This window comes from Helicobacter cetorum MIT 99-5656, assembly GCF_000259275.1.
Lineage (GTDB): Bacteria > Campylobacterota > Campylobacteria > Campylobacterales > Helicobacteraceae > Helicobacter > Helicobacter cetorum.
Genome location: NC_017735.1, coordinates 1715094 through 1728469 on the forward strand (window position 1 = coordinate 1715094; position 13376 = coordinate 1728469).

General features: G+C 35.0%; 13 protein-coding genes. 9 read left to right on the forward strand and 4 right to left on the reverse strand.

Annotated elements, in window-relative coordinates; translation table 11 throughout:
- Positions 1–32 precede the first annotated feature (32 nt).
- Positions 33–1355 (forward strand): RNA-guided endonuclease InsQ/TnpB family protein, encoded by a 1323-nt coding sequence (locus HCD_RS08090; protein WP_014658798.1) that lies wholly within the window; start codon positions 33–35, stop codon positions 1353–1355.
- A gap of 3 nt (positions 1356–1358) precedes the next feature.
- Here HCD_RS08090 and HCD_RS09210 read toward each other — a convergent pair whose 3' ends face one another.
- Both HCD_RS09210 and HCD_RS09465 read right to left on the reverse strand, forming a co-directional pair.
- Complete coding sequence (locus tag HCD_RS09210; RefSeq protein WP_014660069.1) at positions 1359–3227, reverse strand: PBECR3 domain-containing polyvalent protein; 1869 nt, start codon at positions 3225–3227, stop codon at positions 1359–1361.
- Positions 3228–3330: 103 nt separating this feature from the next.
- Positions 3331–4872 (reverse strand): PBECR3 domain-containing polyvalent protein, encoded by a 1542-nt coding sequence (locus HCD_RS09465; protein ID WP_227624884.1) that lies wholly within the window; start codon positions 4870–4872, stop codon positions 3331–3333.
- Positions 4873–5248: 376 nt separating this feature from the next.
- Between HCD_RS09465 and HCD_RS08105 the strand changes: the two genes are divergently transcribed.
- Positions 5249–5548, forward strand: a complete 300-nt coding sequence (locus tag HCD_RS08105; RefSeq protein WP_014660071.1) for an HNH endonuclease — start codon at positions 5249–5251, stop codon at positions 5546–5548.
- Positions 5549–5552: 4 nt separating this feature from the next.
- On the opposite strand, the gene ruvB is transcribed toward HCD_RS08105, so the two are convergent.
- Entirely contained in the window at positions 5553–6563 is a 1011-nt protein-coding gene (gene ruvB, locus HCD_RS08110; protein WP_014660072.1) for a Holliday junction branch migration DNA helicase RuvB, read from the reverse strand.
- The gene (gene panB / locus HCD_RS08115; RefSeq protein ID WP_014660073.1) at positions 6564–7376 is read right to left on the reverse strand and encodes a 3-methyl-2-oxobutanoate hydroxymethyltransferase; all 813 of its coding nucleotides are present in this window, start codon (positions 7374–7376) and stop codon (positions 6564–6566) included. It lies immediately after the preceding gene.
- A gap of 167 nt (positions 7377–7543) precedes the next feature.
- On the opposite strand from panB, the gene HCD_RS08120 reads away from it, so the two are divergent.
- From HCD_RS08120 to HCD_RS08150, 7 genes are read left to right on the forward strand one after another with little or no spacing between them, the layout of a single operon-like run.
- The gene (locus HCD_RS08120) at positions 7544–8266 is read left to right on the forward strand and encodes a hypothetical protein (RefSeq protein ID WP_014660074.1); all 723 of its coding nucleotides are present in this window, start codon (positions 7544–7546) and stop codon (positions 8264–8266) included.
- Positions 8256–9050: an outer membrane beta-barrel protein gene (locus HCD_RS08125; protein WP_014660075.1), complete on the forward strand. Its 795-nt coding sequence runs from the start codon at positions 8256–8258 to the stop codon at positions 9048–9050. Before HCD_RS08120 ends, HCD_RS08125 begins: the two co-directional genes overlap by 11 nt.
- A gap of 17 nt (positions 9051–9067) precedes the next feature.
- On the forward strand, positions 9068–10009 hold the full coding sequence (locus HCD_RS08130; RefSeq protein ID WP_411269460.1) for an outer membrane beta-barrel protein: 942 nt from the start codon (positions 9068–9070) through the stop codon (positions 10007–10009).
- 13 nt (positions 10010–10022) lie between these two features.
- On the forward strand, positions 10023–11363 hold the full coding sequence (locus HCD_RS08135) for a M23 family metallopeptidase (RefSeq protein WP_014660077.1): 1341 nt from the start codon (positions 10023–10025) through the stop codon (positions 11361–11363).
- Positions 11364–11365: 2 nt separating this feature from the next.
- Positions 11366–11944, forward strand: a complete 579-nt coding sequence (minC, locus tag HCD_RS08140; protein WP_014660078.1) for a septum site-determining protein MinC — start codon at positions 11366–11368, stop codon at positions 11942–11944.
- Positions 11941–12828, forward strand: coding sequence for a UDP-3-O-acyl-N-acetylglucosamine deacetylase (gene lpxC / locus HCD_RS08145; RefSeq protein WP_014660079.1), 888 nt, complete (start codon positions 11941–11943; stop codon positions 12826–12828). Before minC ends, lpxC begins: the two co-directional genes overlap by 4 nt.
- Before the next feature lie 20 nt (positions 12829–12848).
- Positions 12849–13334, forward strand: a complete 486-nt coding sequence (locus HCD_RS08150; protein ID WP_014660080.1) for a hypothetical protein — start codon at positions 12849–12851, stop codon at positions 13332–13334.
- The last annotated feature ends 42 nt before the right edge of the window (positions 13335–13376 follow it).

The window sequence follows — 13376 nt, forward strand, 5'->3', positions numbered from 1 at the left end:
CAAGTTTAACTAAATTATGCTAAAATCTTTCTATGAAAGTAAATAAGGGCTTTAAATTTCGTTTGTATCCTACCAAAGAGCAACAGACCAAATTACAACACTCTTTTTTTGTCTATAACCAAGCCTATAACATTTGCTTAAATCTACAACAAGAGCAATACGAAAAAAACAAAGATTTACCCACTAAACAAAGAAAATGGCAAAAATCAAGCGAATTAGATAGTGCGATTAAGCACCATTTAAAAGCTAGGAATTTAAGTTTTAGTAGTGTAGTCGCTCAACAATCACGCATGAATGCAGAAAGAGCCTTAAGAGATGCCTTTAAAGTCAAAAATAGGGGCTTTCCTAAATTTAAAAACTCTAAATTTGCTAAACAAAGTTTTACTTGGAATAATCAAGGCTTTTCTATCAAAGACTTTAACGAACGCTTTAAGATGTTTAACTTAATGAAAATGCCCTTAAAAATGCGTATGCATAGAGACTTACCCCTTAATGCTAAGATTAAACAAATCGTAGTCTCTTGCTCTCATCAAAAATATTTTGTTAGTTTTAGCATAGAATACGAAAAAGAGCTTAACACTATTAAAGAGCCTAGAAATTGTGTCGGTGTGGACTTAAATATCTATGATATAGCTTTAAGCGTTGATTTAAAAGAATATGAAAAACTAACCGACCTAGAACAATACCAAAAAGACATGAAAGAACTAGGTTTAAAAGTAGATGAAAATATCAATCTAAAACGACTTATTCCTACTTATTCTAAACTACATTCTTTTAAAAAATACTCTAAAGAATTTAAAAGACTACAAAGAAAACAAAGCCGTAGGGTTTTAAAATCTAAACAAAATAAAATCAAACTAGGAGGTAATTTTTACAAAACTCAAAAAAAATTAAACAAAGCCTTTGATAAATCAAGCTATCAAAAACTAGACAGATACCATAAAATCACAAGCGAACTTTCAAAGCAATTTGAATTGATAGTAGTTGAAGACTTACAAATTAAGAACATGACCAAAAGAGCCAAACTCAAAAATGTTAAACAAAAGAGTGGGCTTAATAAGTCTATACTAAATACTTCATTCTATCAAATCATCTCTTTTTTAGACTACAAACAACAGCATAATGGCAAATTGTTAGTGAAAGCTCCCCCACAATATACGAGTAAAACTTGTCATAGTTGTGGGCAAATCAACCACGAGCTTAAATTAAATCATAGAGAATATCTGTGTCAAAATTGCGGATATATAGAGCATAGAGATATAAACGCCGCAAGTAATATTTTAAGCAAAGGGTTAAGTCTTCTTGGGTTAGGAAATAGCCTTGCAGACTTTAAAGAGCAAAGCCTTTCGTATTAGCATTCAGTAGGGTGCTTTAGTTAGGAAGCTCCTCGCTTTAGCGAGGGGTGTTTCACAGCTATTACCATTCTTATAGTTTCCATTCTCTTTAAACATGGTTTTAAATGTTAAGCGGTTGTTTTTTGTTCCTACTTGTTCTACCACTACAAAATAGCCATTCACTTGTTTATAGCTATTAATTTTCACTCCTTCTTTGTCTTTGATTTTTAGGGTTTCATCGGCGTTTTTAACAATATTTCTATAATTAGCTAAATCATCATAATTTATAGGGGGCTGTGAGTTGTTTTTAACACTCCTTGAATTTTCCCCATGTTTGTTTAAGGCGTGTTGTATGCCTTGGTAGTCAATCACAGAGTGGGCGTTTTTAGGCTCTTTGAAGTTTAATAGCTTAGCTTCTTCTTCGCTTATATCATTAGTTTTTAATGAATGCTTGTTTTTATGGATATATTCCACGCCTTGTGCGTTTAATTGTTCACTTTGTGTGATTTCTTTTAAATCATTTAGTGTAATATGATGTTTTTTTAATTTTTTCATTGTTTCATTTTTAGGTTTAGTTTCAAAAACTTGATTATACACTTTTAAAGCGTTGGCTTGTTTTAATGGCTCTTTGGTGGCTTGTTTCTCTAAACTCTTATAATAATCTTTCTGTAAGCCCTTAATGTTTCTTGTTAGCTGGCTTAGGGCTTGGTTGTTTTCGTTGGGTTTTCTATCGTGCTTTAAGAGATAATGCGTGAAGTCGTAGATATCAATATCATTAAAAACCTTTCTATCGCTTCCTAACAAGTCTTTTGTATCATCTGCTATGTTATGCTCTCTTAAACCTTTCTTAATGTTATCACTTCTTAGGGCTTCAAATAAGGCGTTGCTTGGGTCATCAAGTCTAGCAAATCGCGCTAAGGCCGCTCCTAAAATTTCGCTTATATCGCTCTTGTGCTGGCTTTTTTCATATTCTGTAAAACCTAGTGAACTTGCGCTGTGTTTATCAGCAAGGGCTTTTAAGCTCTCTGTTGTGCTTTCATAGTCTTTGATAGATTTAAAGGCTCTGTCTAGTGTATCGCTTAAATAAGCGTTTAAACTCAGTTTAGGAAAATTTAAATCGTGGATTAGATTGTGAAAACTCCCTGCATTATCTATAAACATTTTTTTAACTTTTTCATAGCTCTTGGGGTCATCTTTAAATTCTTTGTGCCACTTGTTTAATAATTCTATGCCTTGGGTTTCACTCCGTGGCATGTTATACATTAGCAAAGCTAAATTACTATCGCTAACATTTGGGCTTGTGGCTTTGTCAAAGTTTAAATCTCTAGCAACTAAACGCTTTAAGGAGTGGATGGTGTCTGCGTTTAGCTTTTTATCAAGCTCTTTTAATTTAGGTGTATAGTGGCTTAAAACGCTCAACGCCTTGTCGCTCTCACTATTAAATCGCCCCGCATTGCTTCCTGCTGCTAAGTTGTTAACCTCTGTATTATTAAGGTTTTTGTGTGGCACTCTAATTAGGAGTTCATCTGGCTTTAGTGTGATATTATAATAGTCTTGTATCGCTTTATCGTAGGCGGCTCGGCTCTTATTCGTAAAATTTAGCATGCCTTGTATTCTATGATTACCGCTTATCACTTGCCCGTCTTGTAAAATAATCGGCAAATCTTCAAAGCCCCCGCTCCCAAAAATCTTTTGTGGGTCAAAGTTCTCTGCAATGTTTTTAATCTGTTCTTCATTCATATGCGTGCGTTTTTGCGTTCCGCCTGTGGTAAAACTGGGTTTTAAGTCTTTAGCCTTAACTATCGCATAATCTAGGTCAAAAATCTCGCCGTCATTTAACCTAACTCTGCTCTTAGCTAAATCTAGTTTTTTTAAGGGTATATCTTGCCCCACTTCAATTTTAGTCTCGCTCTCTAAATTGCCGGCATTACCCCTCTCAAATGCTAGTTTTTGTTTTAGGGCTTCTTCTCTTTTAAGGGCATCTTCTTTGTAGCTCTCATAATCTTGTAAGGCTTTTTCTTTTTCTAGGGCTTGCTTTTGTAGTTTTTCTTGCTCTGCTAATTGTAGGGGGGTTAGGGCTTTTTCTTGTTTTATTAGTTCTTTTGGGTAGGATTGTTTTTAGCGTCACCGTGAGAGAGAAACTCCACGGCGTGCAACCAGGATTATTTTCTGTTAGCAAGGCGCTTGAAACTTCTTTATATCTATTACTATTTTTATAATTACCATTGCTCTTATACATCGTTTTTAAAGCTAGTTCATTATTGCCTGTATATGCAACTTCAACCACCACTGCATAGCCGTTAATTTGCTTAAACGCTGTTATTGTATTATTGCCCCTATTGTCTTTAGTCTTAATAACTTCATCAGCGTTGTTAATAAAATTTCTATAGTTTGCTATATCTTGGTAAGTTATAGGATTTGTATCTTTTGAATGCTTTTTTAAAATGTGTTGTATCGCTTGATAATCTAAACTCGCTCTTATATTATCATCGTGTTTAAAATTCAAGTCTTTTAATAATTCTTGTTCTCTTGGGCTTATTTTCTCAATAATCATTTTTTTATTGTTTTTATGTAAAAACTCTACGACTTCATCGTTTAGATTATTATTTCCATAAATAGGTGCGTTAATGCCTTTTGTAGGTAGTTTTTCATTTGATAGTAATTCTTTTATTTCTGTATTTTTCAAATTCAAATCTGAAAAATTAAGCCCTGTATCATTATTTAAAGCGTTGTTTATTCTGTTTTTAATCTCTTTTTCTGTGGCTTCGTTTGTGGCTTGTCTTAATGGCTCTTGGGTGGCTTGTGGTAGATGGGCATCGTTTGTGGCTTGATTTAGATGGGCATCTTTTATAGCTGGCTCTGTAACTTCTCTCGCTGGCTCTTGTGTATTTAGGTGGGCTTCTTTGGTGGCTTGCTCTGTGATTTCTTTCGCTTGCTCTTGTGTGGCTTGTCTTAATGGCTCTTTTGTATTTATAGGGGAATCGTTTGTGGGTGCTTTTAATGGCTCTTTTGTTGCTGGCTCGCTGGCTTGTTTAAAATCTTGTTTAGCTTGATTTAAACCGCCTTGTAATTCATCTATAATCTTAAGGGTATCATTTGAAAATTTAGAATTTTTAGCGCTTAATTCAAGGTTTTTACTAAACTCATCAACGCTTGAGCTTCTCTCTAAAGCTCGCTTAATGTGGTATTTTAAAGCGGCTCCTGCGGTGCTTTCGTTTAGGGCTTTGGGTAGCTTTAGCCCTAGAAATCTATCGGGGGCATTTCTATAGAGTGTCCCTAAAGCAAACTTAGTCCATAAAAACTTCGCCGCCCCGCTTAGGGTGGTGGCTAGTCCTTGGTTAATGTTTTTAGTAGTAGCGGCTTTTAGGTTGTTAGCTATTTGTGAATCATTTTTAAAAAGCTTATGAAAGCCGTTAGCTATGTCTATATATTCCTTAGCCTTTGGGGTGTTAAAAACGCCGCCTTTAAATTCATTTAACTTGTTAAAAAAGTTATGACTATCAAAAACTTTTAAATCGCCTTGTGTGCTATCTTGCATTAAGCGATTTAGCATGCTTAATTCTATGCGTTCTCTGTCTTGTGTGTTTAAGCCTTTTGTTAAGACTTCGTAATTGCTTAAATCTTTCTCGCCTTGTCCTTGTATAACTTTCATTAAGGATTTAATAGCATCTTGCTCTTTCACATTTCTATCTCTTATTTTAGCGGTGTCTATTAAGTCCATGGTGGCTTTCATATTTCTGTAATCATTTATTGCAGTGTTATGTAGCTCTTTGATTGGCTCTTTTGTGGTTTGTCCGCTGGTGGCGGTGGCTTGCCCTTACATGACTTTGTATATATCTATCGTTAATATTTGGGGTAAAGTTCTAAAAATTGTATCATTGTCTTGTGCCATTGGCATATGAATGTGTTCGTTTATGGTTAACGATGAGCGTTTGTTAATCGCTTCACACATTAAGCCATGGATTAAATGTAATGATAAAGAAAAAATAGACCCTAAAAATGGAATTATTCTCACACCAACCTATGACAAATTATTTGATAGAGGCTTTATCTCATTTGATGAAAATAAAAGACTTTTACTCTCCCCTTGGCTTTCGCCTATGAATATAAAACGCCTAAACCTTAGTGAAAATAAAATCATTAAAGAATTGCAACTGGATATACAAAGAGAAAATTATATGCAATATCATAGAGAGAATGTTTTTAAAAGATAAGTCCTTAAAATAAAGTTGCAGGATTAGTTGTAGGGATTTTTAAAAGCGTATAAGTTTTAGGTGTAGCGATTCTTCCTCTAGCGGTGCGTTCTAAATAGCCATTAGCGAGTAAAAAAGGCTCTATCACATCTTCAATAGTATTCTCGTCTTCTCTCATGGATGCAGCAATCGTGTTTAAACCTACCGGCTTTCCTTGAGCGTTAGCTAACAAGGATAAATACATCAAATCCGCTTCATCAAAACCTAGTTCATTCACACCTAATTCATTTAAAGCATGTAAAGTAATGTTTAAATCCATTAAGCTTGAATTTTTTACTAGAGCAAAATCACGCACCCTTTTTAAAAGCCTTAAAGCAATTCTAGGTGTGCCACGACTTCTTTTAGCAATTTCATTAGCGCTTTCTTCTTCTATGCTTTGATTGAGTTTTAACGCTGCTTTTTTAATGATGAGAGTTAATTCGCTAGGGCTATAAAATTGCATTCTAAAACTCATGCCAAATCTATCTCTTAAAGGATTAGAAAGCATGCCAGCTCTAGTAGTAGCCCCTATTAAAGTGAAAGGGGGTAAATCAATTTTAATGGTTTGAGCTGCTGGGCCTGAACCTATGATAATATCCAATCTAAAGTCTTCCATAGCTGGGTATAAAATCTCTTCAATAGCAGGGCTAAGTCTGTGGATTTCATCAATAAAAAGAATGTCCTTAGCTTGTAAGTTAGTGAGAATGGCGGCTAAATCACCGCTTTTTTCTATCATAGGGGCGGCTGTGATTTTGATGTTGGTTTCCATTTCTTTGGCAATGATATGACTAATGGAAGTTTTACCCAAACCCGGCGGACCAAAAAAAAGCATGTGGTCTAAACTTTCTTGGCGTTTTTTAGCGGCTTGGATAGAGATTTGTAAATTGCTCTTAATTTTTTCTTGACCGATATAATCTTCCCAAAGATTAGGGCGCAAACTCACTTCTTGAGAAGTTTCAAAATCTAAAGTTTCTAAATTGACTAGTCGTTCTTTCATTTAGTTATAACTTTCTAATTCGTTAGGAAAAACGCCATTTTTGACATCATCAGCGTATTGTTTGATAGCATTTTGAACTAATTCTTTTCCATTAAGATACTCACGCACAAATTTTGGCTTAAAGCTATCAAAAAAGCCTAGCATATCGCTCCATACTAAAATCTGTCCATCGCAATCTTTGCCACTTCCTATGCCAATAGTGGGGATTTTAACTCTTTGAGTAATATCTTTTGCAATAGGGGTGGTTATACCTTCTAAAACAAGTAGTCCTATTCCTGCTTCTTCTAAACTTAAAGCATCGTCTAAAAGTTTTTTCTTTTGCTCTTCGTTTTTACCTTTAATTTTATAGCCCCCATCAAGACGCACAAATTGGGGCATTAAGCCGATGTGTCCTACCACAATAATGCCTTCGTTTGTGAGCGTTTTAATCAAACTCGCCTTTTCTTTTCCCCCTTCTAATTTAATTGCATCGGCTTTAGTTTCCTTATAAACTCTAATAGCGTTTTTCAAGGCTGTTTTTTCATCTTTGTAGCTTCCAAAGGGCATATCTGCGATGACAAAAGGAATCTTAGCACCTGCACACACAGCCTTGGTGTGATAGAGCATCATATCCATGGTGGCACTTAAAGTGTCTTCTTTAGCTAAAAAGCTCATATTCAAGCTATCGCCAACTAAAATCACATCTACTAGGGTGTCAAACATTTTAGCAAATAGTGCATCATAGGCAGTAATGGCGGTAATTTTTTCTTGATTTTTTTTGGCTTGAAGGGTGTTTAGAGTGATTTTTTTTGTGGGGGCAGTTTGCATACTCATTTTTCATAAATTCCTATTATTAGTGTCAAATATGGCCACATTGTAGCATGACTTTGTGGGGTGAGAAAAATTTTGTTAGATTTTTAACCAGGCATTTTAATACTCTAATTATTTTAGTATAATTGAAAGTGATTTTAAAAAAGAGCGTTCAAGGGATAATGGAGATTTTGGGTTTTAAAAAATATATTATTTTATCATTTTTAGTCGGTTTTTGCACGGGGTTAAACGCTGTTGATTATGACACCCTAGACCCAAAATATTACAAATATATCAAGTATTACAAGGCTTATGAGGACAAAGAAGTTGAAGAGTTAATTAAGAATTTGAAGCGAGCGAATGCAAAAAGTGGGCTAATCTTGGGGGTGAATACTGGATTTTTTTACAACCATGAAATCATGCTTAAAACGAATAGTTCTAGTATTACGGGTGATATTTTAAATTACTTGTTTGCATATGGTGTGCGTTTTGGCTATCAAACTTTTAAACCATCGCTTTTTGCACGCTTGGTTAAGCCTAATATCATCGGTAGGCGTGTGTATATTCAATATTATGGGGGTGTTCCTAAAAGGGCGAATTTTGGGAGTGTAGGGTTTCAATCCGTCATGCTCAATGGGGATTTTTTGTTAGATTTTCCTTTGCCACTGGTGGGAAAATACCTTTATCTAGGGGGGTATATGGGCTTAGGTTTGGGGGTAGTCGCACAAGGGGTAAACTACGCTTCTGAGTGGGGAATGTCGTTTAATGTGGGATTAGCCTTGACTATATTAGAAAAAAATCGCATTGAGTTTGAGTTTAAAGTAATGAATAATTTTCCTTTTTTACAATCTAGTTCTTCAAAAGAAACTTGGTGGGGAGCCATAGCGAGCGTTGGGTATCAATATGTGTTCTAAAATAATAAGAAATCTCATTGTGTGTTTGAATCTAATCTTGCATGCTGAAGAAAACGACCCCTTAATTTTGCTTGAAGAAAAGCATACAGAAACGCCCACTCAAACTAACCATCAAGAGAGCAAACAAGAGATTTTTAAACAAATTACACCTGAAGAAATCCATAAGAAAAAACGCCAGCTTTATATGCTCAAAGGGGAATTATATGAGCAAGAAAAGATTTTATTGACTCATAAAGTAGCACAAGAAAAGAGCGGTTTTTTTATGGGTGTTTTACTAGGGGAAGTGGGGATTAAGGCGTATTTTCATCGCTCAAATCAATTAGGGAGCATTCAAAATTATCCGTTAGTCTATGGGATAAGGGGGGGATATCAAAAATATTTTGTTGATGGGTTTAGTGGGATGCGTTTTTATGGAGAATATTTTGGGGGGGCTATGCAAGGCTTTAAGAATAATTCTTTGGCATCCTATCAAATCGCAAGTTTGAACTTGGACTTAATCATGGACAAGCCTATTGATAAAGAAAAAAGGTTTGCTCTAGGGGTATTTGGGGGGCTTGGAGTAGGGTGGAATGGAATGTTTGAAAAGTTAAGGGACATTAAGGGGTATTCACAGCCTAATGGTTTTAACTTGGTGCTAAATTTAGGGGTGAGCATGACACTTAATCTCAAACACCGTTTTGAATTGGCTTTAAAAATGCCCCCCTTAAAAGAGGCATCACAAAGATTTTTATATTACTTTAAAAGCACTAATGTTTATTATATTAGCTATAACTATTTATTGTAAGGGATGGAATGTTGAAAATAAGCGTCAAATATTTTTTAATTTGTGTGGTTTTAGCTATGAAGCTTCAGGCAACAAATGAAAAAGATTTGGAAGAAGAAAACAGACGATTAGATGAAAACATTCACAATTTAAAGCAACAGCTCATAGAAAAGGGTGTTTCTACAAAGGACATTGACAAAGATGAATTTGAAGAAGAGTATTTGCATCGTGTGCATCCAAAAGTCTCTTTAAAAGAACAAGAAAAGTTGCTAAAAAGCTATTCAATTGCTGATAAAAGAAGTGGGGTATTTGTAGGGGGTGGGTATGCGTATGGGAAAGTGGACTTTTCCTATCATGGGGATATGCTAGATAACTATGGCGTGAATGTGGTCAGCGTGTTTAAGAATAATATTATCATTGATGCACCTATTGGCATGATTTATGCAAAATTTGGCTATCAAAAATATTTTATGCCTTATTTTGGAACACGCTTTTATGGGGATTTATTGCTTGGGGGTGGGGCGTTAAAAGAGATGACTCTTAAGCAATCTGTAGGCTCGTTTTTTTATGCTTTGGGGGCTATGAATACGGACTTGTTGTTTGATATGCCCCTTGATTTTAAAACTAAAAAACATTTTTTGGGGATTTATGCAGGTTTTGGAATAGGGCTTATGCTCTATCAAGATAAGCCTAATCAAGTAGGGAGAGACTTGGTTATAGGGGGTTATACAAGCTCTAATTTTTTATGGAAATCTCTTATTGAAGTGGATTATACCTTTAATGTGGGAGTGAGTTTAACGCTCTTTAGAAAACACCGCTTAGACATAGGGGTTAAATTACCGATTAGCTATTTAAGAATGGGGGTAGAAGAAGGGGCTGTGTATCAAAATAAAGAAAATGAAAAGCGAATGCTCCTTTCAGCAAATAATGTGTTTAAGCGTTCTAGTTTTTTATTAGTTAATTATGCGTATATCTTTTAAGGGCTAGAGAGTTTTGAGCTTAGGGTTTAGGATTTTATTATTGAGTGTTATTGTGTTGGTGGGCTACTTAATCTATAATGCTTGTATCACTAAGCCCAAGGCTCTGAGTTTTAGCTTGAATGATGAAGAAGGTGTGGTTAATGAGCCTTTTTTTTGGGATTTAGAAAAACCCATTAAAGTGAAAATAACTGCTCAAAAAGGCGTTAAAAGTTATATGCTCAAAGCGGTAACAGAAGATAATTTAGTTCTGTATGAAAAAGAAAATCTTGTGTTAGATAAGCCTAAAACTTTAGAAGTGCCTTTAGTCAAGCCAGAGATTATGGGGTTAGAGAATAAGCGTATTACCTATGAAATTGAAGCTAACGATTGGAGCTATGCTAATTTCTTTAATGGCAATAAGGCGAGCTTTAAGCGTGAAGTGTCTATAGATACTACAAAGCCATTGATTACTATTTTGTCGCATTCGCCAAGCATTGCTTATGGGGGGAGTGCATTAGTGGTTTTTGAAGCAATTGATAGGAATTTGTCTAAGGTCTTTGTGCGGGTTAAAAAAAGGGATTTTGAAGCTTTTAGATTGCTAGACTATCAAAAGCGTCATATTTTTGTCGCTTTAGTGCCATGGTCTTATGAAATTAAGGATTTTAAGGCTTTTATTGTCGCTAAAGATAAGGCTAATAACTCTAGCACCACCCCCCTTTTATTGAAGCGAAAAACCCATCATTTGAAAGAAAAAGATATTGATATTGCGTTATTGAAAAACAAGATTTTAAAGCAAGGAATTTTTCAAAAAAAACTTAGTGAGAGTAATTACGAGCAAGCTTTATTAGAAATGCTTTCAACCGCTCGCCAAAAAGATTTAGCAAATATAGAGCAAATGGCCTTAAAACAAGGCATGTTTTATAGCGATTTTTCAAGCTTTCAAGCTTTTATGCCCTTTAATGAACCTTTTAAAATCACGGGGCATTTTTTAGAGAGTCGGCGTTTTTTAAAGGACACACAAGTGTTGTTTAAGTTTTTTCATTTGGGCGTGGATTTGAGGCCTAAAAAGGATTTGTCATTAGCATTTAATAATGCTTATAAAAGAGTTTTTAAGGGGAAGCTAGATTTTTATGGGGATAGCTTATTAAATTGCTATGGCTTAGGGCTGTGTGCTTTTTTTACGCATTTAAATCCTTTTTCAAATGATAAAGAAGTGCTAGGTAATAGTGGGTTGAGGTTGGCTTATGGGTTACACTTTGGAATGTTGCTCCAAGGGGTTTTTGTGCGGCCTAATGAATGGCTCAATCAAAAATGGATAAACACAAATATTATTACCCCCCTAGAACAAGCTAGGCGAATTTTAACGAAGGAATAGTCATGTTAAAAACGAATCAAAAAAATGTGCATGCATTTGAAATTGATAAGCAAGAGCCTAAAGTTGTCATAGATTTTTTGGAAAAAAATCATGCCCTATTGCAATACTTTCTTATCGTATTTAAATACTCAATTGAGCTGGAAGTGAAGATGGTTTTAGACAAATACCAGCTCTTGTTTTTAGAAACTAATCGCACCTTAAAGGGGCGTTATGTCAAAACAACACCCCTTGAAAAAGACACAAAAGAAGTAGAGTTATCTACAGAATCTAAAACTTTTATTTATGAACGCAATATTAGAAGTGGCGAAGAAATTTATAGCTCTCAAAATCTTATTTTTTTAGGAAATATTCATAACGGAGCTAAGATTGTTTCAGAGGGCTGTGTGTCTGTTTATGGGTTTTGTGAGGGGGCAATTGTGTGTTTTGGAGAGTGTTTAACATTAAGAGAAGTAAAGAGTGCTCAAATTGTTTTTCAAAATAAAATTTTATCCTTAAAAGAAATGGAATGCCTTAGAGAGAATAAAAATCTCAAAATAATTACAAAAAAATCCGATATACTAGACATAAAGGAAATATCATGAGACAAACAACTATTGCAAATTCTGTTGAATTAGTAGGAATAGGCTTGCACAAGGGAGTCCCTGTGAAGCTTGTTTTAGAGCCTTTAAAAGAAAATCAAGGCATTGTGTTTTATCGTTCTGATTTGGGTGTAAAGATTTCTTTAAAACCTGAGAATATCGTTGATACTAAAATGGCGACCGTGCTTGGTAATGATAATGCAAGGATTTCTACCATTGAACATTTGCTCTCTAGTATCAATGCTTATGGAATTGATAATATCAAAATTTCTGTAGATAATGAAGAGATTCCTATCATGGATGGGAGTGCCTTGACTTATTGCATGCTCTTAGATGAAGCAGGTATTAGGGAATTAGATGCACCCAAACAAGTGATGAGAATCAAGCGAGTGGTTGAGGTTAAAGAGGGGGATAAATTTGTTAGAGTAGAGCCAGACAATCAATTTTCTTTGGATTTTAGCATTAAGTTTGAGCACCCCATTATCGCTGAGCAATCGTATAGCTTTAATTTTAGCAAGCTTGCTTATAAAGATGAAATTGCCAAGGCTCGCACCTTTGGATTTTTACAAGAAGTGAATTATTTACGCTCCATAGGTTTGGCTAAGGGTGGGAGCTTGAATAACTGTATTGTGCTAGATGAGAATAGCATTTTGAATAAAGAAGGTTTGAGATGTGAAAAGGAATTTGTGCGGCATAAAATTTTAGATGCTATGGGGGATTTGATGGTATTAGGAATGCCTATGATAGGGAAATACACTTCATTTTCTGGAAGCCATAAACTCAATTCTATGCTAGTGAAAGCTATTTTAGCGGATTCTAAAAATTATGAAGTGCTAGTGGCAAAAAATCTAGCCAAAGAAGTTGCGTTGCAAAAGGCTTTTGCTTAATCTTAATTAAGGTTTGATTTTTGAGATTAGATTTAGTGCTTGTGTCCTTAGGTCAGGCGGTGTTGCTTGGGGTGTATCACCAAGAGTGTTTGCTCACTTCTTATGCTTCAAGTTTAAAAACGAGCGAAGGCTTGATAGAAGTTTTTTCTCAAGCATTTGAAGATTTTAAAAATCCTAATAAATATTCTGATTTACCCACTATTGAAGGGGTGTATTATGCTAAAGGACCTGGGAGCTTCACTAGTTTAAAACTCACACATATTTTTTTACACACTCTAGCTTTGACTAAGGGTTTTGAATTGTATTCAACCACGGGTTTTTATTTTAATGATAACACGCCTATTCTAGCGTATGCGAATCAATATTTTGTTTCAGAAGAAACACAGGATTTAGTAAGTGTAGCTAATTTAAAGGTTTTGCCAAAAGATTTTAGTTTGCCCCCTTACTTAGAGAAGGACAAATTCACTCAATTCAACACGCCATTTTACATTTTACCCCCTATTTAGTGTATAATACGGAGCTAAAAAAGTTGAGAATGGCATTAACAT

Bases quoted from the DNA above. Each gene is read 5' to 3' on its own strand.
- HCD_RS08090 (WP_014658798.1), top strand. From the start codon at position 33: ATGAAAGTAAATAAGGGCTTTAAATTTCGTTTGTATCCTACCAAAGAG.
- HCD_RS09465 (WP_227624884.1), bottom strand. From the start codon at position 4,872: ATGCAAGATAGCACACAAGGCGATTTAAAAGTTTTTGATAGTCATAAC.
- HCD_RS08105 (WP_014660071.1), top strand. From the start codon at position 5,249: ATGGTTAACGATGAGCGTTTGTTAATCGCTTCACACATTAAGCCATGG.
- ruvB (WP_014660072.1), bottom strand. From the start codon at position 6,563: ATGAAAGAACGACTAGTCAATTTAGAAACTTTAGATTTTGAAACTTCT.
- panB (WP_014660073.1), bottom strand. From the start codon at position 7,376: ATGAGTATGCAAACTGCCCCCACAAAAAAAATCACTCTAAACACCCTT.
- HCD_RS08125 (WP_014660075.1), top strand. From the start codon at position 8,256: ATGTGTTCTAAAATAATAAGAAATCTCATTGTGTGTTTGAATCTAATC.
- minC (WP_014660078.1), top strand. From the start codon at position 11,366: ATGTTAAAAACGAATCAAAAAAATGTGCATGCATTTGAAATTGATAAG.
- lpxC (WP_014660079.1), top strand. From the start codon at position 11,941: ATGAGACAAACAACTATTGCAAATTCTGTTGAATTAGTAGGAATAGGC.